The sequence below is a fragment of the Chitinophaga varians genome (assembly GCF_014529945.1).
GTDB classification, from domain to species: domain Bacteria; phylum Bacteroidota; class Bacteroidia; order Chitinophagales; family Chitinophagaceae; genus Chitinophaga; species Chitinophaga varians.
On sequence record NZ_JACVFB010000004.1, the window covers coordinates 92,090 to 117,338 of the forward strand.

General features: G+C 49.8%; 20 protein-coding genes. 4 read left to right on the forward strand and 16 right to left on the reverse strand.

What is annotated here, in order from left to right; all coding sequences use genetic code 11:
- Positions 1–78: 78 nt before the first annotated feature.
- Complete coding sequence (ggt, locus tag ICL55_RS20510; RefSeq protein ID WP_188100803.1) at positions 79–1,785, reverse strand: gamma-glutamyltransferase; 1,707 nt, start codon at positions 1,783–1,785, stop codon at positions 79–81.
- Between the two features lie 67 nt (positions 1,786–1,852).
- Between ggt and ICL55_RS20515 the strand changes: the two genes are divergently transcribed.
- Positions 1,853–4,384: a M14 metallopeptidase family protein gene (locus tag ICL55_RS20515; protein WP_188100805.1), complete on the forward strand. Its 2,532-nt coding sequence runs from the start codon at positions 1,853–1,855 to the stop codon at positions 4,382–4,384.
- Here the strand turns inward: ICL55_RS20515 and ICL55_RS20520 are convergent, their stop codons facing one another.
- The 8 genes from ICL55_RS20520 to miaB form a co-directional block, all read right to left on the reverse strand.
- The gene (locus ICL55_RS20520) at positions 4,385–4,990 is read right to left on the reverse strand and encodes a redoxin family protein (RefSeq protein ID WP_246496467.1); all 606 of its coding nucleotides are present in this window, start codon (positions 4,988–4,990) and stop codon (positions 4,385–4,387) included.
- A gap of 127 nt (positions 4,991–5,117) precedes the next feature.
- Positions 5,118–6,098 carry a YihY/virulence factor BrkB family protein gene (locus ICL55_RS20525; protein ID WP_188100807.1) on the reverse strand — a complete coding sequence of 327 codons (981 nt, stop codon included), beginning with the start codon at positions 6,096–6,098 and terminating at the stop codon, positions 5,118–5,120.
- A 130-nt stretch (positions 6,099–6,228) separates the two neighbouring features.
- Entirely contained in the window at positions 6,229–7,272 is a 1,044-nt protein-coding gene (mltG, locus tag ICL55_RS20530) for an endolytic transglycosylase MltG (RefSeq protein ID WP_188100809.1), read from the reverse strand.
- A gap of 72 nt (positions 7,273–7,344) precedes the next feature.
- A complete protein-coding gene (secG, locus tag ICL55_RS20535) occupies positions 7,345–7,713 on the reverse strand; it encodes a preprotein translocase subunit SecG (RefSeq protein ID WP_188100811.1) in 369 nt (122 codons plus the stop codon).
- Positions 7,714–7,718: 5 nt separating this feature from the next.
- Complete coding sequence (locus ICL55_RS20540) at positions 7,719–8,981, reverse strand: hypothetical protein (protein WP_188100813.1); 1,263 nt, start codon at positions 8,979–8,981, stop codon at positions 7,719–7,721.
- A gap of 220 nt (positions 8,982–9,201) precedes the next feature.
- A complete protein-coding gene (gene lptE / locus ICL55_RS20545) occupies positions 9,202–9,723 on the reverse strand; it encodes an LPS assembly lipoprotein LptE (RefSeq protein ID WP_188100815.1) in 522 nt (173 codons plus the stop codon).
- A 16-nt stretch (positions 9,724–9,739) separates the two neighbouring features.
- Positions 9,740–10,984, reverse strand: a complete 1,245-nt coding sequence (locus tag ICL55_RS20550; protein WP_188100817.1) for a sigma-54 interaction domain-containing protein — start codon at positions 10,982–10,984, stop codon at positions 9,740–9,742.
- Between the two features lie 55 nt (positions 10,985–11,039).
- Entirely contained in the window at positions 11,040–12,452 is a 1,413-nt protein-coding gene (gene miaB / locus ICL55_RS20555; protein ID WP_188100820.1) for a tRNA (N6-isopentenyl adenosine(37)-C2)-methylthiotransferase MiaB, read from the reverse strand.
- A 56-nt stretch (positions 12,453–12,508) separates the two neighbouring features.
- Between miaB and ICL55_RS20560 the strand changes: the two genes are divergently transcribed.
- Positions 12,509–12,781 (forward strand): hypothetical protein, encoded by a 273-nt coding sequence (locus ICL55_RS20560; protein ID WP_188100822.1) that lies wholly within the window; start codon positions 12,509–12,511, stop codon positions 12,779–12,781.
- Positions 12,782–12,889: 108 nt separating this feature from the next.
- Here the strand turns inward: ICL55_RS20560 and ICL55_RS20565 are convergent, their stop codons facing one another.
- From ICL55_RS20565 to ICL55_RS20575, 3 genes are read right to left on the reverse strand one after another with little or no spacing between them, the layout of a single operon-like run.
- Positions 12,890–13,396, reverse strand: a complete 507-nt coding sequence (locus tag ICL55_RS20565) for a hypothetical protein (protein WP_188100824.1) — start codon at positions 13,394–13,396, stop codon at positions 12,890–12,892.
- Positions 13,397–13,433: 37 nt separating this feature from the next.
- Positions 13,434–14,213 carry a (Fe-S)-binding protein gene (locus ICL55_RS20570; RefSeq protein ID WP_169225006.1) on the reverse strand — a complete coding sequence of 260 codons (780 nt, stop codon included), beginning with the start codon at positions 14,211–14,213 and terminating at the stop codon, positions 13,434–13,436.
- Between the two features lie 23 nt (positions 14,214–14,236).
- Positions 14,237–15,559 carry a 4Fe-4S dicluster domain-containing protein gene (locus tag ICL55_RS20575; RefSeq protein WP_188100826.1) on the reverse strand — a complete coding sequence of 441 codons (1,323 nt, stop codon included), beginning with the start codon at positions 15,557–15,559 and terminating at the stop codon, positions 14,237–14,239.
- A gap of 201 nt (positions 15,560–15,760) precedes the next feature.
- On the opposite strand from ICL55_RS20575, the gene ICL55_RS20580 reads away from it, so the two are divergent.
- On the forward strand, positions 15,761–16,258 hold the full coding sequence (locus ICL55_RS20580; RefSeq protein ID WP_188101958.1) for a phosphoribosyltransferase family protein: 498 nt from the start codon (positions 15,761–15,763) through the stop codon (positions 16,256–16,258).
- Positions 16,259–16,267: 9 nt separating this feature from the next.
- Here the strand turns inward: ICL55_RS20580 and ICL55_RS20585 are convergent, their stop codons facing one another.
- Together ICL55_RS20585 and ICL55_RS20590 are read right to left on the reverse strand one after the other, a co-directional pair.
- Positions 16,268–17,197 carry a DUF2279 domain-containing protein gene (locus tag ICL55_RS20585; protein ID WP_188100828.1) on the reverse strand — a complete coding sequence of 310 codons (930 nt, stop codon included), beginning with the start codon at positions 17,195–17,197 and terminating at the stop codon, positions 16,268–16,270.
- Positions 17,198–17,271: 74 nt separating this feature from the next.
- Positions 17,272–18,996, reverse strand: a complete 1,725-nt coding sequence (locus ICL55_RS20590) for a phospho-sugar mutase (protein WP_188100829.1) — start codon at positions 18,994–18,996, stop codon at positions 17,272–17,274.
- Between the two features lie 126 nt (positions 18,997–19,122).
- Between ICL55_RS20590 and ICL55_RS20595 the strand changes: the two genes are divergently transcribed.
- Positions 19,123–19,776, forward strand: a complete 654-nt coding sequence (locus ICL55_RS20595; protein WP_188100831.1) for a protein-L-isoaspartate(D-aspartate) O-methyltransferase — start codon at positions 19,123–19,125, stop codon at positions 19,774–19,776.
- 95 nt (positions 19,777–19,871) lie between these two features.
- Here ICL55_RS20595 and ICL55_RS20600 read toward each other — a convergent pair whose 3' ends face one another.
- Both ICL55_RS20600 and ICL55_RS20605 read right to left on the reverse strand, forming a co-directional pair.
- Positions 19,872–22,352, reverse strand: a complete 2,481-nt coding sequence (locus ICL55_RS20600; RefSeq protein ID WP_188100833.1) for a TonB-dependent receptor — start codon at positions 22,350–22,352, stop codon at positions 19,872–19,874.
- 166 nt (positions 22,353–22,518) lie between these two features.
- Positions 22,519–25,101, reverse strand: a complete 2,583-nt coding sequence (locus tag ICL55_RS20605; RefSeq protein WP_188100835.1) for a TonB-dependent receptor — start codon at positions 25,099–25,101, stop codon at positions 22,519–22,521.
- Positions 25,102–25,249 lie beyond the last annotated feature (148 nt).

The window sequence follows — 25,249 nt, forward strand, 5'->3', positions numbered from 1 at the left end:
TTTATTATTGGGTTTTGTTAGCGAAAGCTGACTATTTAAATCAATGGTCATTTGATTAAATGATCAGATGACTAAATATCAAAATCCTGCCGCACTGTCGTCGCCGCGTTTGTCGCCTGCGGCGTCGAGCGCATGTGTGCCGGGTGTCCGTTTAATAATTTCAGAACGGCCGATGGGATTACGTTTCACTACTTTGTAGCCCATCTGTTGCAGGGCAGTGATCACGTCTTCGGGAAAATCTTTTTCCACCGCTATTTCATCGGGCAGCCACTGATGGTGGAATTTGGGTTTGTTGATGGCATCTGCCGGAGAAAGGCCAAATTCGAGGGTATTGATCAGCGTCTGGAAAACGGAAGTGATAATGGTGGAACCTCCGGGAGTACCGAGGGCGTAAAGCGGTTGTGGCCCCTGTAATACAATGGTCGGCGTCATAGAGCTGAGCATGCGTTTACCGGGAGCGATGGCATTGGCTTCGGTGCCTACCAGGCCGTACATGTTGGGTACGCCGGGTTTTACGCTGAAGTCGTCCATTTCATTATTGAGCAGGAAACCAGCTTTGCCCACCACGGTGCGGCTGCCGTAGTGGCCGTTGAGGGTGGTGGTCACAGCAACAGCATTGCCTTTGTCGTCGATGATGCTGAGGTGGGTGGTTTCCTCACTTTCAGGGAAAGTGCCGGCTTTGGTGGTTTCGCTGCTGCCGGCTTTACCCGGCACAAAATCAGCCATGCGGGCGGCGAGATATTTTTTACTGGTGAGCTGTGCTACCGGTACTTTCACGAAATCAGGATCACCGAGGAACTGTGCACGGTCGGCATACGCTCTCCTTTCAACTTCAATCATCAGCTGTACTGCTTTGGGAGAATGAAATCCCCAGTCAGCCACCGGATATTTTTCCATCATGCCCATCATCTGTTGCAGGCAGATACCGCCACTGGAGGGCAGCGGCATGGTCACGATCGTATAGCCTTTATAGTTAAAAGACAGGGCTTTTCTTTCGCGTGCTTTATAGTTTTTCAGGTCGGCGAGCGTCATGATGCCGTGGCCCCGCTGCATCTCCGCTATAATATTAGCGGCTGTTTCTCCTTCATAGAAGCCGGCGGCGCCTTTATTTCGTATAAGCGTCAGCGTATGAGCGAGGTCTTTTTGTATCAGGGTATCGCCTTCTTTCCAGGGTTGTTCTTTTACAAAAGCGGTAGGGGCGGTGTTCAGTCGCTGGAAATCAGCTTTATAAGCGTTGAGGTTGGCCGCTTCGGAGGCGGTGATGGCAAATCCTTTTTCTGCCAGTAAAATGGCCGGAGCTATCAGTTTAGCGAAAGGCAGTCTGGCGTATTTCATAGAGGCAAACACGCCTGCCACGGTACCGGGAATACCGGCAGCGAGATGACCGTCGAGGCTCAGCGTGGTGATCGGATTGCCGGTACTGTCGAGGTACATATCCCTACGGGCTTTGGCGGGAGCGGTTTCCCGGTAGTCCAGCGCTACCTGTGTGCCATTGGCGAGACGGGCTACCATAAAACCGCCGCCGCCCAGGTTGCCGGCGCCGGGATATACTACGGCCAGTGCCAGCTGGGTGGCGATGGCCGCATCTACGGCATTGCCGCCCTGCTGCAATATCATGGCGCCTACGCGGCTGGCCAGCGGATGGGCCGACACGACCGCTCCATGCGGTACCGTAATATTCTTCTCTATCTTATAATCATAAGGCTGGAGCTGTTGAATCGGGGATTGAGCGCTGGCTGTATAACCACAGCTTACCGCCAGGCCCAACATGATCAGGAAACGCATGATACTTCTGTTTGCGTGTAAATTAACAAAACAATCCCTATCTTACGGTATCAAACTATTTGTTGCTATGCGCCAACACCTTCTTCTGGCACTGCTGTTGCTTGGCTTTACCACTGCTATGGCCCAGATCCCTACGCCTGACCAGTTTTTGGGCTACCCGCTGGGTAGTCAGTTCACTCCTCATTACCGTGTACTGGATTACTTCCGACAAGTGGCGGCTACAGCCAAAAATGTGAAGGTGGAACAGTATGGCACCACTTATGAAGGTCGTCCGCTGATTACCGCTACCATCGCTTCCCCGGCCAATTTCAGCCGGCTGGACGAGATCCGGCAGAGAAGCCTCGACATGTCTATGGCCAAAGGCGGCCAGGCCGGTGACCAGCCCGTGATCGTATGGCTTAGCTACAATGTGCATGGCAACGAGGCTGTTTCTACAGAAGCAGCCATGAAAACGCTGTATGAACTGGTGAATAACGGCAACGCACAAACGCAACAATGGCTGCAGAATACCGTGGTGGTCATAGACCCCTGCCTCAACCCTGACGGGCGTGAGCGGTATGTCAATTTCTATAACGCAGTACGCGGCGTACAACCGGACGTGAACCGTTACTCCCGCGAACATAATGAACCCTGGCCCGGCGGAAGGCCCAACCACTACTATTTTGACCTGAACCGTGACTGGGCCTGGCAAACGCAACGTGAATCACAGCAGCGGGTAACCCGCTACAACCAATGGATGCCACAGCTGCATGTCGATTTCCATGAACAGGAAATCGAAGCGCCCTACTATTTTGCGCCGGCAGCAGAGCCTTTCCATGACGCCATCACCCCCTGGCAGCGCGAAGTCCAGGTGATGATCGGTAAAAACAATGCAAAATATTTCGATCAGGAAGGATGGCTCTATTTTACCAAAGAACGCTTCGATCTTTTCTATCCCAGCTATGGCGATACCTATCCCATGTATAATGGCGCTATCGGTATGACCTACGAGCAGGGCGGCAGTGGCCGCGCCGGTGTAGCGGTACTGAAGCGGGACGGAGATACGCTCACCCTTACCGACCGTATCGCGCACCACTTTACCACCGGCATGTCTACCATCGAAGTGGCTTCCCAACAAGCCGGCCGCATCCTGAAAGAATATGTGCAGTACTTTGAAACCGCTAAAAAAGATCCGCAGGGAGGTTATAAATCTTATGTAGTGAAATCCGGTGGTAATCCGGAGAAACTGAACGGGCTGGCCGACCTGCTGCGCAGAAATAATATTGCGTTCGGCTACGGCGCCAACGCCGGCAACGCCAGTGGATTCAACTACTTCACCGGTAAAACAGAGGCTTTCTCTATCACTAAAGAAGACCTGGTGATCAACGCTTACCAGCCCCGCTCCAATATGCTGCGGGTGCTGTTTGAACCAACATCCCGCCTCACTGATTCGGTGACATACGATATCACCGCATGGGCCATGCCTTATGTGTACGGATTAACCTCTTACGCTGTGAAACAGCCGCTGACACCGGCCGCGGACGCTCCGGCTGCTCCGGCCAATACAGCCCTGGCAACGCAACATCCATATGCCTACCTGGCACAATGGAACAGCGTCCGCGATGTGAAATTCCTGTCAGCACTGCTTAAACGTGGCATGAAAGTACGTTTCACAGAAGCGCCTTTTACTTCCGGTGGTAAAACATTCCCTGCCGGCACACTCGTGATTACCCGTACCGGCAATAATAACAATGGCGTATCATTCGACAGCTATATTACTTCTCAGGCGGATAAATACAAGATCACACTCGATGCGGTAGCAACCGGCTTTGTAGAAAAAGGGATGGATTTCGGCTCCGATAAGATCCGTTATATCAAAGCCCCTAAAGTGATGCTGGTCACGGGCGACGATGTTTCGTCCCTGGGAGTGGGCGAGATATGGCATTTCTTTGAGCAGCAGCTGGATTACCCGATAACGGTGGTGAATGAACGAAACCTGAATAACGTGAAGTGGGACCAGATAGATGTATTGATCCTGGCAGACGGCGAGTACAAAACATTTACTGAAAAGGCAGCCACTGAACGACTGAAAGAATGGATCAGTAAAGGAGGAAAATTAATTGCCCTTGAAACCGCTGCGGAACAGGTGTCCGAGGCCGAATGGGGCATTAAACTGAAGAAAGAGAAAGAAGAAGGCACACCGGAAAAAAACAAACAACTGGAAGATGCTTCTTATGATGCGCTGAAGCCTTATGCTAACCGGGAGCGGGAAAGTGTGCGGCAGTTCATTCCGGGCGCCATCTTTAAAGTACAGCTGGATACCACACATCCGCTGGCTTTCGGTTATCCGGGAGTGTATTATACACTCAAACAGGACAGCCGGTTGTATGAGTTCATCGACAACAGCGGCTGGAATGTGGGCGTCTTAAAGAAAGATAATTATCTCAGTGGCTTCGTGGGAGCAGATACCCGTAATCGCCTGAAAGACGGATTGCTCTTCGGTGTAAAAGAAATAGGCAACGGTTCGGTGGTTATCCTGGCCGATAATCCGCTGTTCAGAAGTTTCTGGGAAAATGGTAAACTGATGTTCAGTAACGCGGTGTTCCTCGTGGGACAATAATCAGCGGTTCCTTTTAATATTACAGCCCAGTGTGCTGGAAGTGCTGGTGGTAACGGATTTGCCGGCCAGCATTTCCGTAATGGCATTTTGCAGATGACGGGCTTTTACCGCATCTGCATTGCCGGGGTTATCATCTATAGCCCCTTTGTAAGCCAGACGGTTGTTCTTGTCGAACAGATAACACTCCGGGGTATGGTTGGCGTCGAAGGCATCTGCCAGTTCCGCATTTTTATCCAGGATATAATAACATTGAAACGCATGCTGCGTGGCATAGGCCTTCATGGCGGAAAACGAATCCCCGTCGGCACGATTGGCCTCATTGGAATTCACCATCACCACACCGATATTGTTCTTATGTGCTAAAGCGCAGATGTTGTGCAGCCGTTCCTGGTTGCGTACCATATACGGACACTGATTGCTGCTAAAGATGATCAGCAGGCCGTTGCTGCCTTTGGCACTATTCAGGGAAATTTCCTTTCCGGAAACATCCATCCATTTCAGATCTGGTTTGGGAAGAGCGGCGCCGGGTTCAAGCGGATTCTCGACAGCCGGGATGGCTGCGGTAAAAACGAGGGCACAGGCAAGGTAAAGAGCGGACTTCATCATATTATGAGAATTTCGTGTCCAGTATAAATATAATCAATGCGACAGTAATTTTCCTGACAGTTGACAGGAAATTCTTAGAAAGATATAATAAAAAAAGTTAAAATAAAAATTTTCGGCAGATAAGATATTAGCGGAGTAACGGGCTACTGGCCGGCTTTTCCTCTTTCTGCTCCGTTTCCTGTCGCGCATCACTGAGCGCGCGGATACTGGCATTGAGCTCGAAGCCCACCAGAAGGATGAACGAGTTGAAGAAGACCCACAACATGAGGATCAGGATAGTACCGATAGAACCATAGATCTTGTTATAGTTCCCGAAGTGGTTCACAAAATAGGAAAAGCCGATGGTCACGACGATCATAAAAATGGTGCTCACCGTAGCACCGGCGGTGATGAACTTCCACTTTTTGGTGGTGGCGGCGCCAATACGGTACAGCACTGAATTCACCGAATAAAACAGGAATACGATGAACACCCAGCGGGCGACATCGATGAGGCTGAGCAGCCGCGCATTTTGCACACCGGTAAGATTGAACAACCAGCGGAGGGTAGCCCCCTGAATAATGATCAGGGCAACGGTCACCAGCAACAACACCACCAGTATCAGTGTCAGTTGCAGTGCAATCAGGCGGTTTTGCCACCATTTACGCTTACGGAAACCGGCGCCTTCTATTTTACTGAAGGAGCGTAAAATGCCCATCACGCCATTGGAAGAGTAGAAGAAGCCCATCAGGAAAGCCACTGACAGCAAGCCATTGCGATGGGTGTACAGGAAATCATGGATCATTTCCCGTACGATCATGTAGGTGTTGTAGTTGGGCGTGAGGTCCTGGGCAAGATCATAGAGCGTAGGCTCAATGTTCTTTACCGGCACATAGGGAACAAGTGTAAACAGAAAGATAAAGAAGGGCGGAATAGCCAGCAGGAAGTTGAAAGAAATAGCTCTGGCCCTGTCTCCCAGTCCTCTCGCTTTGGTTTCCTGGCCGAAATATTTCAGCACATCATACAGTGGTAGTCCTTCAAAACCTGGCAGGATAAGGGTTTTACTCCTGTTAACCAACCAACGGTAAGGACGTGAACGGAAGATGATGTTTTCGGGTTTAAAAACCAAACTATTTGAAGATTTAGTTATTTAGTTATTTTCTTATTTAGGGCTGTCTTGGCTATTTAGTTATCTTATTATTCGCCTACTGTAATGAAATTATGCAACCTCAATACTAAAATAACCAAATAACTAAATATTAAAATCCACGTTTGTTCAGCTCCGCCTGATATTTTCTGGCGTTGATCAAATGTTCCGCATATGTAGCTGCAAAAGCATGGTAGCCTGAAAAGTCAGACCTGGCGCAAAAGTACAAATAATCTGTTTCCGGTGTGTTCAGCACGGCGTTTATTGTTTTTTCAGATGGCGTGCAGATGGGCCCCGGGGGGAAGCCCTCATAACGGTAAGTATTATACGGAGAATCAAACTGGGTATGTGCTTCGCGTATTCTCTTCAGGCCAAAGTCCTGGAGCGCGAATTTAACTGTGGGATCTGCCTGCAGGCGCATGCCTTTGCGGAAGCGGTTCAGGTACACGCTGGAAATGATGGGTTTCTCGTCCAGTTTGTTACTCTCTTCCTCCACGATAGAGGCCAGGATGGTTACCTGAACAGGCGTGAGATTCAGTGCTTTCGCTTTCTCCCGGCGGTCGCTGGTCCAGAACTCTTCTCTTTCTTTTTCCAGTTTTTTGAAGACGGTTTCGGCGTTGGTATTCCAGTAGAACTCGTATGTATTGGGCACCACTGCGCACATGGCGGTATTAGTGTCGAGATTGAACTGACGAAGATATACCTGATCAGACAGCAGGGCGCGGAGCGCGTTGGAATCGGCTTCCAGGTTGTTGCTTACTTTCCGGACCAGGTCCTGTTTGGTACGCAGTTTATTGATCACCAGTACCACAGGCGATTGTTTACCGGAGCGGAGCAGTTTCGCGATGTCGAAGTTGCTCATGCCGTGGGCTATTTTGTAGCGGCCGGCTTTTACGCGGGAAGGGTATCCCAGCTCTTTCGCTACCCAGTTGAAGCTGTTGCGGTTACGGATGATGCCCTGGTCTTCCAGTCCTTCGAGCACATCATCGTAAGTGCTGCCGGTGCGGACATAGAAGTATTTGGAATCGCCGAAAGCTTTTGTATTGGGCCCAAACACCCGGTAGGAGAAATATACGAGGACACCTGCGGCCAGGCAGCCGGCGATGACGAGGCTGCGTTTAAGCCAAACGTTGGTAGGTTTTCGTTTCTTAGCCATTCGTAACGGGTAGTGATTAAAAAAACCTCGCTTTTAACGGCGAGGTTTTATAAAATATTATTCAGAAAAATATTATTTGGAGCCTGGAGCCGGAGTGTTCGGCGCCGGTTGTTGTGGCTGAGTACCTGGCAGTTGTGCAGGTGCGGGAGCCGGAGCAGGTGCACCACCACCAGCTCTTTCAATGGCAGTAGGTGCGGAGTTGGATACCTTTCCGGATTTACCGATAAAGAAAGGAGCGGTGAGGCAGAGTACAGCAATGATAGTTGCCAGTATCCAGGTACCTTTTTCCAAAACGTCAGTTGTCTGACGCACCCCGATCACCTGATTGCCAATACCACCAAAAGAACCGGACAGCCCGCCTCCTTTAGGGTTCTGGATCAGCACGAAAAAGCCCAACAACACACAGGCTAATATGATCAGGATACCAAAAATGATTAACATAAATATTAATGTTTGCTTTTATCTATTAAAGATTTTAGTTCTTGTATCTTCTGCGCAAAATAAGCGTTTTTGTCGGGATTAAGCAAACTTAATTTTTGATATATCCTGATCGCTTGTTGGTACTGTCGTTGACGTACCCATATTTCTGCCAGTGTTTCAGATACAATGTCGTTATTGAAGGTAATGGAGTCCATGGCCATTTTTTCGACGGTTTCGGACACTTCCGGTTCTTCGTCTTCCCCGTACAGGCGGTGGAGCTGCTGATGATACCAGTCCTTGTTGGTCCTGCCGGAGAAGTTGTCTTTGATCTGCCGCAGCCAGGAGGTGAAGCTTTTCATTTCCGCTTCGCCTTGTGCGCTGAGCTCGTCTGCATGTTCCGGGTCTTTCAACCGTTTATAGGCGAAATAATCATCGGTATACAGCGGCTGGAACGTCAGGGTGGTCTCTTCTGTTGCCGAGATCTCCAACGGGAATATTTTAATCGGCCGTTCGTCTGCTATATCTGTATTTGTCTGATCGGTTGCTTCCGTTATTGCCTCCTGATGGAGCGTATGGTTTGTTTCCGGTGCTGCCACCATGTCAGCCGGGTCCGGGATCTCTGCTGGTATCGCGTCCGGCGTAGCTGCTTCATGGTCTGTACCGTTAACCGTCGCAGGAGGCATTTCAGCAGTGGCTTCCATGACAGCAGGGATGGGCGTTTCTTCTTCCATCACTGGTATTGCAGCAGGTGCTGCGCTTGTAAGTTCTTCTTGCACTTCTTCTTTTTCTTCTTCCACTTTTGCTTCTCCGGTCACCGGTAGGTCGGTTTCCATCTCTGCTTCAGCGATCGTCTGCTCGTTTTCCGTCCGGGTAACGGGTATCTCCGTCAGGTGTTCGGGGAACTGCTCTGCGGCTGCAGCGGCAGGTTCCACATGGGCTTCAGCCGGAGGGGCTGTTACCGTTGCTTCGGGAGTTTCCTGTACTTCGGGCAGGTCATCGGGGAGGGCATCAGCCGGTATAGCCGGCGGTACGCGGTCTTCCACGGTTTCCAGCACGGGTTCGTGCGTAACGATATGATAAAAATGGTGAGGCTGACCGCTATACAACATTGCCTTCCTGATGGCGGGATCATGAAGGTCGCCATGCTGGTGATATACCTTTCTGGCCAGCAGGAGCCGGGCGGCAGAAAAATAGGGATATTCCGCTACCAGCTGGTCCATGGCGGCCACATCTACCTGGTGCAGGCTGGCCTGCAAAAAGACGTGTGCGATGATTGTGTTTGCGATCATAGTCCTAATGTAGTAAATTTTATTATTGGGTCATTTGATCATTGCATTATTTGATTTACGGATGGTAGCATTTTTTGATATACACATTTTTAATCCAGCGAACGATCAACATTATAGGACATGATGTGATCTTTCCGGTCCTCAAATTTCAAAATCAAAACATTTCAAAATCCGTAAATCCAATAACCCAATAAAAAAATAACAAAATAATCCAATAGTATTACCAGTTAGCGAAAGCTCTGTTGAAAATATCGTCCACGATGCCGGGGATGATATTGTCATTCAGCAGGCCGTTTTCCACAACGGAAGGGAGCTGGTTGGCAGAGAAATCAGCAGAACGGGTAAAGGACTGGGTGAAGCCCTTTTTATCGCCTACCCGTTTGATGAACGTGATATTGATGGTCACATTCAGACGGGAAGTGGCGGCCTGGTCTACGTTGGTAACAGCGGCGTTGGAGAAGGAGTAGCCGGTAATAGCGCCACGGAACTCATAGTCGGCACGCGGCTCATTATCGCCCACCTGTGTCAGCCTGGTCTGTGAAGTGACTTTATCACGCAGTTTCTGGGTGATTTTCTGGCTGAGGGTAGGGTTGGTGATAGGCGCCCTGTTCTCAATAAAACGTACGTTCACCGTTTTGGCCTCATTGTCGATGCTGGCGCCGGTGGTGGAATAGTGTACACTGCAACCGCCGAATAGCGCTATCATGGCAAGGGCGATGAATGTTCTGATGGTAATGGTCATGCTGTTGAAAATTCGTTTATTCGGCGATGTTATATTCTTTCAGTTTGCGGTAAAGCGTTCTTTCGGAAATGCCCAGATCGAGGGCGGCATCCTTACGTTTGCCTTTGTGTTTCTTCAGTGCTTTTACGATCAGTTCTTTTTCCTTATCAGCAATGGAAAGGGTTTCTTCCACTTCCTCATGGTGATCGATTTTATTGTCGGCCAGAATGATCGGCTGGTTATTGCTGATGCCGGAAGAAGGTACGGCCATTTCATTGCCGGCAGGATAGCTGTGCAATACATGGCTCTCCGGATGATATTCCGTGGCGTGTGCAACATTCGGATTTTGCAGGATGTCGAAGAACATTTTTTTGACCTCTGTTACATCTTTTTTCATGTCGAAGAAAAGCTTGTAGAGGATGTCTCTTTCTGAGGCGAAGTCGCCGCCGCTGCCGGGCTGCTGCTGCGGAGCGGCCAGCATCGGGAGTCTGTTGACTTCCGGTATTTCCGGGAGGAACCTTTTCAGGTCGTTGGCGGTGACCAGTTTGTCAGACGACAGTACGGAGATCTGTTCCGCTATATTTTTCAGTTCGCGCACATTACCACGCCAGGGATAGTTAACCAGCACCTGACGGGCTTCTTCATCCAGCTGGATAGAAGGTGTTTTATATTTCTCGGAGAAATCGACGGAGAATTTACGGAACAGCAAAGGGATGTCTTCTTTGCGGTCGCGCAGTGCCGGTACGCGGATAGGCACGGTGTTGAGGCGGTAGTAGAGGTCTTCCCGGAACTTGCCGTGCTGGGTGCGTTCCAGCAGATCGCGGTTGGTAGCGGCGATCACGCGAACATCTGTTTTCTGTACTTTGGAAGAACCTACGCGGATATATTCACCGGTTTCCAGTACGCGAAGCAGGCGGGCCTGTGTGCCCAGCGGCATTTCCCCGATTTCGTCGAGGAAGATGGTGCCGCCGTTAACGGTTTCGAAATAACCTTTACGGCTGTCTACCGCGCCGGTGAAGGAGCCTTTTTCGTGACCGAACAGTTCGGAGTCGATCGTGCCTTCAGGGATGGCGCCGCAGTTGACGGCGATGAAAGGATTATGTTTACGGGCGCTGAGCGCGTGAATGATCTGGGAAAATACTTCTTTACCTACGCCGCTCTCCCCGTTAATCAGTACGGTGAGGTCGGTATTGGCCACCTGTGCGGCCACCTGCAGGGCGTAGTTCAATGCGGGACTGTTTCCGATAATGCCAAACCTGTTTTTGATAGCCTGTATGTCCATAAGTGGTAACCCGATTGTTTAATGGTCCAAAAATGAGCAGGCAGCAGCGGGCAGGCTACTGTACTGCATTTCCTATAAGTGTGCCTGATGTGCAGCTATCTACCTTCACCATAACGTATTCGCCCTTTTTAAAGTTTTCACGGGGGAAAACAATCACCTTGTTCTGGTCATTGCGGCCGAACAGGTGTTCTTCGGAACGTTTGGAAGTGCCTTCTACCAGCACTTTGAAAGTTTTGCCGACATCGTTTTTCATGCTTCTTTCTGATTGCTGCCGGTGCAGTTCCACCACTTCGGCAAGCCTTCTTTTTTTGACGTCTTCCGGTATATCGTCCTGATAACGGCGCTGTGCCAATGTACCAGGGCGTTCGGAATAAAAGTACATGTACGCCAGGTCATAAGCGGCAAACCGCATGATGTCCATGGTTTCCTGATGTTCTTCTTCTGTTTCGCTGCAGAAACCACAGATGATATCTGTTGAAAGGCCGCAGCCGGGAAGGATTTCACGGATACGCGCTACTTTCTTCATATACCATTCACGGGTATACGTGCGGTTCATCAGCTGCAATATCCTGTTGCTGCCGCTTTGTACCGGCAGGTGGATATAATTGCAGATATTCTCGTGTCTTGCGATGGTAAAGAGCACCTCATCGGTAATGTCTTTAGGATGGGAAGTGCTGAAACGTACGCGCAGCAATGGATTGATCAGCGCCACTTTCTCCAGCAGCTGGGCGAAAGTCACCGTTTCACTGCCGTCGTCGCTGGTCCAGTAGTAGGAGTCTACGTTCTGGCCTAACAAGGTTACTTCGCGGTAGCCGTTTTCAAACAGCTCTGCTGCTTCTTTTACGATGGAAATCGCGTCGCGGCTGCGTTCACGGCCGCGGGTAAAAGGCACTACGCAGAACGTGCACATATTATTACAACCCCGCATGATAGACACAAAAGAGGATACGCCATTGTTGTCCAGTCTTACCGGACTGATATCACCATACGTTTCTTCGCGGCTCAGTAATACATTCACTGACTTCTGGCCTGTTTCCGCTTCTGCGATCAGGGTAGGGAGGCTACGGTAAGCATCCGGGCCTACGACCATATCCACCAGTTTCTCTTCTTCGAGCAACTTCGTTTTCAGCCTTTCTGCCATGCAGCCCAATACGCCTATCAGCAGGCCGGGCGTTTCTTTTTTGATACGGCGAAACTCCGTCAGCCGTTTACGCACGGTCTGTTCCGCTTTTTCACGGATAGAACACGTGTTGAGCAGGATCAGATTGGCTTCTTCCACATTCCGGGTAGCGCCAAATCCTTCCTGATTTAATATGGAGGCAACAATCTCACTGTCGTTGAAATTCATTGCACAGCCATAGCTTTCTATATAAAATTTTTTCCTATATGTTTGGTCATTGGTCGTCACGGGAGCAAAAGCTTCACCCTGACGGCTCTCATCGTGCACTTTAGTAACCTGGTCCAGCATTCCTGACAAAAATTTTGGAGAGCAAAAATAAGGATTAAAACGGAAAAAATGACATTATGTCATCACGCGAAGGGGGCAAAGGAATTTGTGGATTTGTAAAAGGGCGCAAAGGATCACGCACGACGTTTTTGTCACGCAAAGGGGGCAAAGGAATTTGTGGCTTTGTAAAAGGGCGCAGAGGATCATGTACGACGTTTTTGTCACGCGAAGGGGGCAAAGGAATTTGTGGATTTGTAAAAGGGCGCAAAGGATCACACACAACGTTTTTTTCACGCAAAGATGCAAAGCAGCAAAGACGCAAAGGATCACCCATTATTTTTGATTTTTGAATTTATAATATGTAATAAGAGCGAAGACAATAGTTTATAAAATCTATTGTCTTCGCTCTTATCAAGCTCTTTCTTTGCGGGCTTAGCTCACTTGGCTACTTTGCGTGCTTAGCTTGCTTTTGCCACTTTGTGTGCCAGCCAGCTATCTTTCAGCGGTATCAGCCATTTGGTGTCCAGATCAGCTTTGGTGAGCACGGTATTATTGAGATAGAGGGTGTTTTCATCAATGAATCCCTGTTCCATCGCATAACCCAGCTGAGCCATCGGCAGCAACTGCACTTTGTCTTTCACAATAAAACCGAGCAGCAGGCGGTCAAACATGTTCACATTGTATTGTTTTTCAATGCTTTTGATGACTCTGACAGAGCTATCGGTGCTACAACCGCTAACGGTCGTATCGGTTTCGTCTGCGATCAATATCACCACCTGGCCCAGTACCACACGGCCCCAGCCTTTTACAGGCGCGCCGTGGGCATTCCACTGTTCGGTAAATTGTAACAGCTGTTCGTCGATTTCCCTGATCTCCTGCTCATTGAATGGCCTGTTGCTCTGATATATCCAAACCCTGGAAGCCGGAGAAAACCCGGAAGGGAGATGTATGTCTTTTGTATCCATGATGCAAATTTAAGTCAATTAGTCGTCGTATGTGCGCTTATTCCATATTCATCGCAATCAGCTCTGCGATATCCAGCACCTTCACCTCGTCTTCCTTTCCGGTTTCTTTCACGCCGTCAGTCAGCATAGTCATGCAGAAAGGACAATTGGCGGCAATCACGGAAGCGCCGGTATCCACGGCTTCGTGGCCTCTGTCAAAGTTGATGCGGGTAGTTCCTTTTTCTTCTTCCTTGAACATCTGGGCGCCACCGGCTCCACAGCAAAGGCCTTTACTGCGGCAGCGTTTCATTTCCACCAGCTCGGCATCGAGGGTTTCGAGTACTTTGCGGGGCGCTTCATAGATATTATTACCCCGGCCGAGGTAACAGGAATCGTGATAGGTGATTTTTTTGCCTTTGAAGACACCGCCTTCTTTCATTTTGATCTTTCCTTCATCGATCAGCGACTGGAGGAAGGTGGTATGATGTATCACTTCATAATTACCGCCAAGGGCAGGATATTCATTTTTCAGGATATTGAAGCAGTGAGGGCAGGCGGTGACGATCTTTTTCACCCCATACATATTGAGCAACTGTATGTTGTTTTGTGCCATCATCTGGAAGATAAACTCGTTGCCTGCTCTTCTGGCCGGATCGCCGGTGCAGCTTTCTTCTTTGCCCAGGATGGCAAACTGAACGCCTGTTTTATCGAGGATAGTGGCAAATGCTTTGGTGATCTTTTGTGCACGCTGGTCGAAGCTGCCGGCGCAACCTACCCAAAACAGTATTTCCGGTGTTTCCCCGTTGGCGGCATATGTAGCCATTGTCTTTATCTGCATAGCTCTTCGCTTTTAGCTTTTCGTTATTGATTCATTTCGGTAGCCCATTTGTCGCGGTCGTCCATACTGAACTTCCAGGGGGCCATGTTGTTTTCGATATTGCTGAACATGCCGGTCCATTCGGCGGGTGCGCTGGATTCTTCCATCACCAGGTGGCGGCGCAGTTGCAGGATGATATCGAGAGGACTGATGCTTACCGGGCATTCCTGTACGCAGGCGTTGCAGGTGGTGCAGGCGCGCAGCTCTTCTTCTGTGATATAGTCACGCAGCAGTGTTTTGCTGTCATCGGTGAAAGCGCCGTTCTTATTGATGTTGCGGCCTACTTCTTCTGCACGGTCACGGGTATCCATCATGATTTTACGGGGAGAAAGGGCTTTACCGGTGATATTGGCCGGACAGGCAGCGCTACAACGGCCGCATTCGGTGCAGCTGTAGGCGTCCAGCAGGTTTTTCCAGGTAAGGTCAAACACGTCTTTGGCGCCGAACTTAGGCATGCCTTCCGGAGCAGATTCGTTAGCGGCCAGCTCAGGTTGCAGCATGAGCTGTACTTCTCTCTGTACGGCAGGCATATTTTCCATTTCGCCTGCGGGCTCCAGACTGGCGAAGTAAGCATTGGGAAAGGCCAGTATAATATGAAGATGTTTGGAATAAGGCAGATAGTTGAGGAACGCGAGGATACCCAGTATATGCAGCCACCAGCAGGTACGCTCGATCGCTATCAGGGTGCCGTCTGACGTGTGGTTGAATATAGACGCCAGACTGCCGGTAATAAGGAAATTGCCGGTAGCGATGTAATGTTCGCTGCCACGCAACTGCATCTGTTGATCGGCCGTGTTCATGGTCAGGAACAGGAACATCAGCACGATCTCCGTGAGGAGGATGTAATTGGCGTCGGAACGCGGCCATCCGTTCAGGTCTTTGCTGATAAACCGCCGTAGCTTCAGGATGTTCCTGCGAATGAGGAAGATGGCGCAGCCCAGCATTACCAGTACGGCCAGCACCTCAAAAGCACTGATCAGCACCGGATACAGTCCGCCTAATACGGGAACGAATAAACGATGTGTGCCCAGTATCCCGTCCAGAATAATCTCGAGGATTTCCAGATTAATAATGATAAAGCCTGCGTAGACGAAAAAGTGCAGCACGGCCACCAACGGGTTTCGGAACATTTTTTTCTGGCCGAAAGCCAGTAACAATACGTTTTTCCAGCGCAGATCAGGGTGGTCATTGAGGTCTTTGTCGCGCCCCAGCAGGATATTCCGCCTTATCTGGCGCACTTTCGTGGAAAATAGGTATACTGCCATCCCGAAGGCAATAATAAACAGTAACTCTTGTACAATTCGCATTATCTTAGATTTGACTCCCTAATTTATGTTTTTTTTGGTTCCCGGCTTTTGAAGGGGAGATTATTTTGATATTTGGCTATTTGGATATTGCGTTATTGAGTGATTGAGTGTGGCATCTTTACTACCAGGGACTCAATTAAATAACTCAATAACGCAATATCCAAATAGCCAAATTTCCAAATGAACGTTATATTTGCGCCTATGGAAAGCAGGAACATTATTCTTACACAGGATATCATCCAGAAAAAAATTGAGCGGATCGCTTATGAGATCTATGAACTGAACAGCGACGGCACAGAAATCATCCTTGCCGGTATCTGGGACAGAGGCATGGTGGTGGCCCGTAAGATAGCGGCTGTGCTGGAACAGATCTCTCCGTTGAAAACCAGGATCATATCCCTGCATCTGGATAAACAACGTCCGGATGAAGTAAAAGTTTCTGAAGACATTGACTTCAATGACAAAGTGGTCGTCGTGGTAGACGATGTGGCCAACTCCGGCCGTACCATGCTCTATGCCCTGAAGCCGCTGCTGGCTTATCTTCCGAAGAAAATACAAACAGCTGTGCTGGTAGACCGCCGGCACAAATCTTTCCCGTTGTCTGTTGACTTCGTAGGTTATTCCCTCGCCACTACCTTGCAGGACATGGTGTTGGTAGAGATGCAGGGAGAAGACATCATCGCTGCTTATTTTGAATAAGCTTTTCCTTTAAAAATATACAGGATGCAGTTTTACATTGCCCTGTGAATTGATTTCGAGGGCAGGGGCGGGGAACTTCATCATGTTCAGTACCTGAAACAATACGCGTACGCCTTTTTTACGGCTGCGGATTTTGGTGAAGTCAATATCGGGCGACAGATAAAATTGCCGCACACGGCGAACGTGGCTGTAGTCGTGGAATTGGCCATGTGCATCTGTCCAGGTGTTGTCATCTCCTCCATACATGCCTTCTGCGCCATACCCTACGGCAATGTTCAGCCAGCGGGGCAGCCAGGTGGCGTTTTTGTGGAAAGAATAGAGATTGACCGATAACCAGTATGTTTGGGCGTTATAATCTTTCAGCGTTCTTTCCCAGAAAGTATGACCAAAGAGCTGGTCCGTCTTTTCCCGGACGGGTCCTTCCGGATAACTTTTAGGATGAGCAGAAAATTTAAGCTGTATCCGTTGTTCGTCCCAGGCCAGCTCCTGGCTGATCAGCAGGGCAGAGCCAACAGCATTGGCTCCCATATCGCTCCACGAGAATCCCCATTTTTCAGAGAATCCGTCCAATACTTCTATGACTGACTGATAGGCAAAGCCACTGAGGCCGCCGATCCAGATCTGCTGTTTACGCGGCAGGCCGGACCATCTCCACATTTCCCGGCTGTACTTACCTTCAAAGTAAGCGGCAAAAACATGTCCTGCTTTATCCATCTGATTCCATTCACCTGCGTCATTGAAGAAGTGGAAGGAAGAGCGCGGATAGCCTTTGTACCAGGCGGTGCTGAGTACAGCGAGGCCGCTGCCATAAACGGCGGCAGTAGTACCGGTGAGTATCCATACCCTTTCTTTGATAGTGGTGTCGGGCAACGAAAAGAAGGGCGCCTTCTGTTGAGCAGGCGTGGTCAGGGAAATCAGCACGAGAAGAATTCCTGCCAAGGCCCCTCCTCCGCGGGGGAGGAGGGCTAACCGGGCAGTATTCTCTTTGAATGTTGTGATGGGAGTATGTTTTATTATTTCAGGTGCATATCAGAGATGATACCTTCGATCTTTTTGTCGAGATCGGCGGTAACAGCATTGTAGTCGGCCACGCTGTTCAGTGGCGCGTTCACGCTGAAATAGAATTTGATTTTAGGCTCGGTGCCGGACGGACGGGCAGAGATTTTGCTGCCATCGGCCAGTACAAACTGCAATACATTGGATTTTGGCAGATCCAGTGGCTTGATTTCGCCGGTTTTGATGTCTTTCACCTGTTGCAGCTGATAGTCGTACAGTGTGACCACGGGAGAGCCGTTGATGGTAGCCGGCGGATTTTCACGGTAGCCCCGCATCATGTCAGCGATTTCATCTGCCCCTTTCATTCCTTTTTTAGTGATGGAGATCAGGGACTCGTTGTAATAACCGTACTGGATGTAGATGTTCACCAGCAACTCAAACAGTGACTTACCCTGGCTGCGCGCATAAGCTGCCATTTCGCAGATCATGGCCACAGAAGAGATGGCGTCCTTGTCGCGGATATTATTACCGATCATATAACCATATGATTCTTCTCCACCACAGATGAATGTTTCCTGTGGTTCTTTGCGACGGATCAGGTCCGCTATCCATTTAAAGCCGGTGAGGGTATTGTAGCAGTTGATATCGTTCTTCGCGGCAAAGACATCGATGAGGTCGGAAGTCACTACGGTCTTTGCGATAAAGTCGTTGGGTTTTTGCAACCCTTTTCTGCGGCGGCCTTCCACGATGTAGTTGAACAGGAGCACGCCGGTCTGGTTACCGTTGAGCAGTACCCATTCACCTTTCAGGTCTTTCACGGCGATGCCTACACGGTCAGCGTCAGGGTCTGTGCCCAGCAGGATGTCGGCATCCAGTTCTTTGGCTTTTTTCAGGGCCAGGCTCAGGGCTTCAGACTCTTCCGGGTTAGGATATACCACGGTTGGGAAATTGCCGTCAGGGGTGGATTGTTCTTCCACGATGTTCACATTGGTGAAGCCGAAACGTTGCAATATTTCCGGTACCATGGTGATGCCGGTGCCATGGATGGGTGTATAAACAATTTTCAGGTCGTGCTGTTGTTTGTTGATCTCCGGGTTGATGGACAGTCCCTGCAGTTCTTTCAGGTAGGCCTCGTCCACTTCTTTACCGATGAGGGTAATATTGGCTTCGCCGCCGCTCCATTTCACATCGTCAGGGGAGAGGATGTTTTCCACTTCACGGATCACGTTTTTATCGTGAGGGGGCACCAGCTGGGCGCCGTCGTTCCAGTAAGCTTTATAACCGTTGTATTCTTTCGGGTTGTGGGAGGCGGTGAGTACCACGCCGCCCTGGCATTGCAGGTGGCGGATGGCGAAAGAGAGCTCCGGCGTGGGGCGGAGGCTTTCAAAGAGAAATACTTTAATGCCATTGGCTGCAAATACGTTGGCAACGGTTTCTGCAAAAAAACGGGAATTGTTGCGGCTGTCGTGTGCGATGGCCACTTTTACTTCGCCTTCGAAAGTCTTTTTCAGGTAGTTGGCAAAGCCCTGGGTGGCCATGCCGACGGTATATTTATTCATCCGGTTGGTACCTACGCCCATAATTCCTCTCAATCCACCGGTACCAAACTCGAGATTACGATAAAAAGCATCATTGAGGTCGTCGGGGTTGCCTTCCTGCATCTTTTTAAGTGTGGCAATGGTTTCAGCATCATAGTTACCGTTGAGCCATTGCGATACTTTGTTTTGAATATTTATATCCATAATCGTGTTGTTTTTCCGGGCCCTTATAGCCCGGTCAGGCTGTAAAGTAAAAATAAAAAAACGAATGTGGGAAATTCCACCTGGTCAAAATCATTGAAAATCGTAGGTAATGGTTAATTTTGCACTATGAGGCGGTATGAAGATACTTATAAACAAAAAGGATTACGCAAACAGTTAGTGGATAGTATCCGTCAGAAAGGGATTACTGATGAAAACGTATTGGCGGCTATCGGCAATATCCCCCGGCATTTTTTCCTTGATACGGCTTTCGAGAGCATTGCATATGATGACAGGGCCTTTCCTATCGGAGAGGGGCAAACGATTTCCCAGCCTTATACGGTAGCCTATCAGACGCAGCTACTGGAGCCCCGGCCGTTTGAGAAGGTACTGGAGATCGGTACCGGCAGCGGCTATCAGGCATGCGTGCTGGCGGAGCTGAAACTGAACGTTTTCACCATCGAACGCCAGAAACGCCTGTTCGATCAGGTAAAAGCCTTTCCTTTTAAAAGCAAATACCCCAACCTGCGCCTGTTTTATGGCGACGGCTACGAAGGACTGCCTTCCTATGCACCGTTTGATAAGGTGCTGGTGACTGCGGCAGCACCACATATCCCCGAGAAGCTGGTACAGCAATTAAAAATCGGTGGTAAAATGGTGATCCCTGTAGGTGGCCAGGAAGTGCAGCGGATGCTGCGTATCACCAAAATCAGTGATACAGAAACAGAGCAGGAGCTGTTCGATAACTTCTCTTTTGTGCCGATGTTGGCAGGTAAAAAATAAATTACAAATTACGAATTACGAATGACGAATTGGGGGTTCAATATGAAGCGATAGTGCAGCACTAAAGCCTGATATTGGACCCCCAATTCGTCATTCTAAAGTCGTCCTCTTTCTTTGGGCTTCTCCTCTTCCTCCTGTGGCTTCTCTTCTTCTTCCTGCGTTGGTTGTTTTTTCTTTTTAAAGAGATTAGGGTCCATCTTGCCAAAACGGTACCTTATGTTGATACGGATAAAGCGGGTAGCACGTTTACGCTCATAATCCTGAATAAACACCGGTGTTTCGTAGTGGGAGCTGAATTGCTGGGTATTGAGCAGATCTGAAATATTCAGCGCTATCACCAGTGCCCTGTTTTTAAGGACTTCCTTGCGCACACCCAGGTCAATGCCATTCATGGCCCGGAAGGTGCCTTGCGGCTGTATCCGGGGGGAGCGGTAATGTCCGCTCAGCTCTATGCTGATGCGGGACGGCAGCCTGAACTGTGTATTGGCGTTCAGCCCATAGCTGAAATTCTCATTATTGAGCGTGGTACTGGTGAGCCGGTTGTACTCCAGGTTCAGGTTGGCATTAACTTTCCACCATTTATAGATATTCAGGCTGTAAGACACGTTGCCGCCAATGTTCTGCTGGGTGGCCAGGTTCATGGGTTTGGTGGTGGTAACGCCCGTTATGGTGTCCAGCGTACTGATACGGTCAATGTTGTCATTGGTTTGCGCATAGTACGTACTGGTGCTGAAATAATTATTGGATTTGGGATAATAGACGGAATAACTGGTTTCAAACTTATGCGACAGCGCAGGCTTCAGCTCCGGGTTGCCGATGCGGATATTCTGCGGGTCGGAGTTATTGATATACGGCAGCAGCTGGTCGAAGTTGGGCCGGTCGATACGGGTGGAGTAGTTGAAGACCAGGCTTTGGTTCTGGTTTTTAGGCAGGTTATACTTCAGGAACACGCTGGGGAAGAGATTGAAGAACCTGTTGTCCACCGTCGTGTCGCGGGTAAAGGAATAGCCCTTCAGGAAAGACTGCTCGGCCCTTACGCCGATCTGATAGCCCAGATTACCGATGGCATTGGCGAAGTTGAGATAACCCGCATGGATGTCTTCTTCATAGTCATACTGGTTGGACAGCTGGTTGCTTTTGCGGAAATCTTTTATGTCCCAGTTGTACAGCATGGCCGTATAGTCGTTACTGATATGCCGGAAAGTGCTTTTCACCCCTGCTTCCAGCTTTCCTTTTTTGCCGAGGGGCATGGTATAGTCGGACTGCAGGTTCCAGAAGCGGTTTCCGTTTTTGCCGGTATTCTCTTGCCAGTTGGGATTGGGAAGCGTGTCCAGTCCTGGTTTCTGGTATTGGGTGCGATAGTCGCTGTTGCTGCCGGACCGGTTGCCGCTGTAGCTCACATAGGCGGTCAGTTCCTGGTTCTGTTTTTTGAAAGTGCGTTTGTAATTCAGGCTGGTATTGTTGTTATAGCCGTCATTGCGGCTGGTGTTATGCCGTTCGCCGGTGCGGAGGGTTTGTTTTTGTTCATCGAGATAATTCAGGAAGATGTCATCCTCATTCCGGTTGAAATTATGGTTAAGGCCTTCCGCGACGGTAAAGGTGTTGTGGTCATCGAGGAAATAGTCGAAGCCGAAGCGGCCGCCATTGTTGCCATTACGGTTGTTGTTGCGGCTGTCCTGCGAGAAGAAGGTGGTATGGCTGCTGTCGGGCACGAGGTTCTGTCGGGAGCTGTAGCCGCTGCCACCGATGGACTCGTAGCGGGCGTTGTAGTTACCGAAGAAGTTAAAGCGGCGCATACGCAGACTGGCATTGGCGCTGCCGTTGACCTGCCCGCGGGTGGCCACGCCGGCGTTGAACATCACGTTGTAGCCGATCGCTTTATCTTTTTTCAGGACGATGTTGATGATACCGCCGCCGCCTTGTGCTTCAAACTTGGCGGAAGGGTTGTTAATGACTTCCACCCGGTCGATGCTTTCGGCGGGAATCATCTGCAGGGCTGTTTTAGCATCTCCGAAGGGGGATGGTTTACCATCTACATAGATGGTGACGCTTTTACCGCGCAGGGTCACGTTATCATCGATGTCTACATCTACGCTGGGAATATTTTTCAGGATGTCTGTACCGGTGCCGCCTTCCGCATTGATCATGCTGCCGGCGTCGAATACCTGCCGGTCTATCTGCATGGAGAAAGCGGGTTTTTCCGCTTTGATTTCCACTGCGTTCAGCACTTTGCCGGCTGTCTGCAGGCGCAGGGTACCGGCGAACGCGGGTTTCCCGGCGGCGACCTTCACGGCTTTCTCCAGTTTCTCATAACCCATGAAAGTTACACGCAGCACATAAATACCGGGAACGACTGTATTAAAAGCGAAAGTACCTGCGGGCGTGGTGTACATACCGGTGACCATGGAGGAGTCGGCCTGGCGGAGCAATACCACTGAGGCATATTCCACCGGTTTGCCGGTCACGGCGTCTGCTACTTTACCGGTCATTTTTACCGGTGCGCCTTCCGGCGTTTGTGCGTAGCCGTTAGGCATAATAGCAAACAGCAGGGTTACCCCTGCAATTAATCTTAGCATCCGTAATGTTAGCATCCTTTATTCTGGCTGATCTATGACTATAAAAATAACTGCCGGTCCTTAAAATGTTGACTAATTGGGATGAATGGTATATTCAAAAAGATAGCCGGCAGGGGCACAAGGCGCTGCCTGCCGGCTGTGGTTTTGCATTCACCCTCTTTATCAACTAGAAACTCTGCATCTGGTCGCCCATCTGCGTGTCGTTGTTATTATTCTGTCTTTTCTTTTTGAACAGGGACGCGTCGAACTTACCGAAACGGTAGCTGAAGTTGAGTTTCAGGATACGGGATTCGCGCTTGCGGATATAATCCTGTGCGAAAGCGGGCGTAGCCTGGTTCAGTTCATACTGGCGTGTATTGAAAACATCTGACAGGCTAAGCGTGAGCGAAGCTGCTTTGTTTTTCAGGAAGTCTTTGCGTACTGCCACATCCACGGTGCTAAAGCCTTTGATGGTACCCTGTGAAGAAGTGGGGATCATCATAAAACCACCACCACCGCCGCCACGGCCACCACCTCCACCACCACCGCCGGAAGACGGTAATGCAATGGTAGGCGCCTGATAGGAACCGGTTACCTGTAACGTGAAATTAGCGGGCAATTTGGTTTCGGAATTGATCTTCGCAAGCCAGCTGAAACCGCTGTTGTTGAAGTTCTGGCCGTTGCTGTTCACCTTCATGTCTGTCTGGTACAGATTCAGGTTCGAAGTAAGGTCCCAGCCTTTGATGATCTGGTTTTTCAGCGTGATCTCTGCGCCATAGGAATTGCTTCTGTTGGCGTTGATAAACTGGGTGAGCAGCGTATCTGCCCCAATCGGCGTGCTGATGGTGGAGATCATATTGTTGACATTGCGGAAGTAAATGCTCCCCAACAGGTTGGCGTTTTTCCAGTTTTTAGCGTAGGAAAACTCCAGGCTGTTGATGTATTCCGGCTTCAGGTTGGGATTACCTTCCCGCTGGTTCTGCGGATCGCTGTAATCACGGTAGGGTATCAGCTGGAAGAAGTTCGGCCTGTTTACCCGACGGGAATAGTTGAGCTGTAATTCCTGTTCATGTTTGAGTTTCTGCGAGAGATATACGCTCGGGAAGAAGCCTGGCACCGCTTTGGTGGGTTTGTAATGGATTCCCTTATTTTCTCCGGCGTATACATACTGTTCTACACGCAGACCGGCCTGATAACCGAAGTTGCCCATGGTATTGGAGAAATTCGCGTAGCCGGCATAAATCTCTTCGTTGTATTTGTAGGCGGTAGAGAGCATGGCGTTCGGTATAAAGTTATCACTGACGGTGTCTTTATCGAATACCTGATAATCGCTGGTATAATCGCGCAGCGTGACTTTTGCGCCGGCTTCCAGTTTACCGTTTTTGCCTACCGGGTTGGTATAATCTGTCTGAATGGTGACGAAAGTTGTTTTACCGGCGGTGGTATTGGTTTGGGTCAGTGCCTGCCCGATGGGTACGCCCTGCGGGTTCATGGCCTGTGTGATATAGTCGCCATCGCGGTTATTAGAACTTCTGTTGTAGTTGAAGTCCGCGGTCCATTCTTTGTTGGGTTTAGCGTACGTATGCTTGAACCCCAATGCTGTGGTGTAGTTGCGGAAATTGAACTGGTTGTTGTTTTTACGGTCGCTAAGGCCGGTGATGCCATGATGGCCATTGGAGAACGTGCTGAGGAGGTCTTCATTGTTTTTGAAGTCACCAGCCACAATGTTCTGCGATAGCGAGAGGGTGTTGCGGTTATCGATTTGGTAATCGGCGCCGAAGCGTCCAAACTGGAACAGCGGTTTGCTGACGCTGTTGCTGTTCTGCAGGAGGAAGCTGGTGTCTGCCGCGCCGCCGCTTTTATAATTGCTGCGGGAGGTGGTACCCTCGCCCCAGCTTCTGTTGGCGTTGATATTATAGTTGGCGAACACGTTGAATTTACCCTGCCGGATATTGATATTGCCGCCGCCGTTGTATTTGTTGCCGGTGCCGATACCTGCCTGTACAGAGCCGTTGAAGCCGGCTTTCCGGTTTTTCTTCAGGATGATGTTGAGGATACCGGACATGCCTTCCGCATCATACCGTGCAGAAGGATTGGTGATGAGTTCCACGCTTTCAATAGCGTCAGCGGGTATCTGATCGAGGGTGAGCGTAGAGGGTTTGCCATCGACAAAGATATTGGGGGCCGCGTTGCGTACGCTGACGTTGCCATCCAGGTCCACGTTGACGGAAGGGATATTTTTCAATACATCTGTAGCGGTACCACCAACGCTGGTCAGGTTGCGTTCCACGTTGAACACCTTTTTATCGATGCCCATGGTGAAAGCGCTTTTCTGGCCGGTTACTTCCACGCCTTGCAGGGTTTTTACGTTGGGCTGCATTTTGATGTTGCCCAGGTCCTGTTCCGTTGTTTGTGGGTTGATGACCACTTTTTTCTGCAGGCCGGTGTAGCCCATGAAGTTGATACGTACGATGAAAGGGCCGAAGGGAAGGCTTTCCAGATTAAATTCTCCATTGGGTTTGGTGAGCATACCTGTTACCACGGAAGAGTCACGTTGCCGCAGCAACGCAACGGAAGCGTAGGGAATAGGTTTCCCGTTGGAAGCATCTATCAGTTTCCCGTAAAGTCTGCCTATCTGAGGCATGTCCGGTCTTGTTTTTGCGCCCTGTCCGGCTTGAGCGGCCGCTGGTCTGCCGTTGGCCGGCGCCTGCGCGTAGGACTGTACCTGCCACATTAAAATGCCGGCGAGTACGATGTACAGTTTTTTCATCCTGCTGTTTTTTATCCGCACTGTTTGTCAGATTTCAGCAAATGTATCGGTGGGTAGTGGTGAATGGTCAGATATTGTGATGAATGGAATTTTTCCCGCAGGAAGTAGAAAAAAAGACCGGTAAAAGGTCTTAACAGTAGTTAACAAA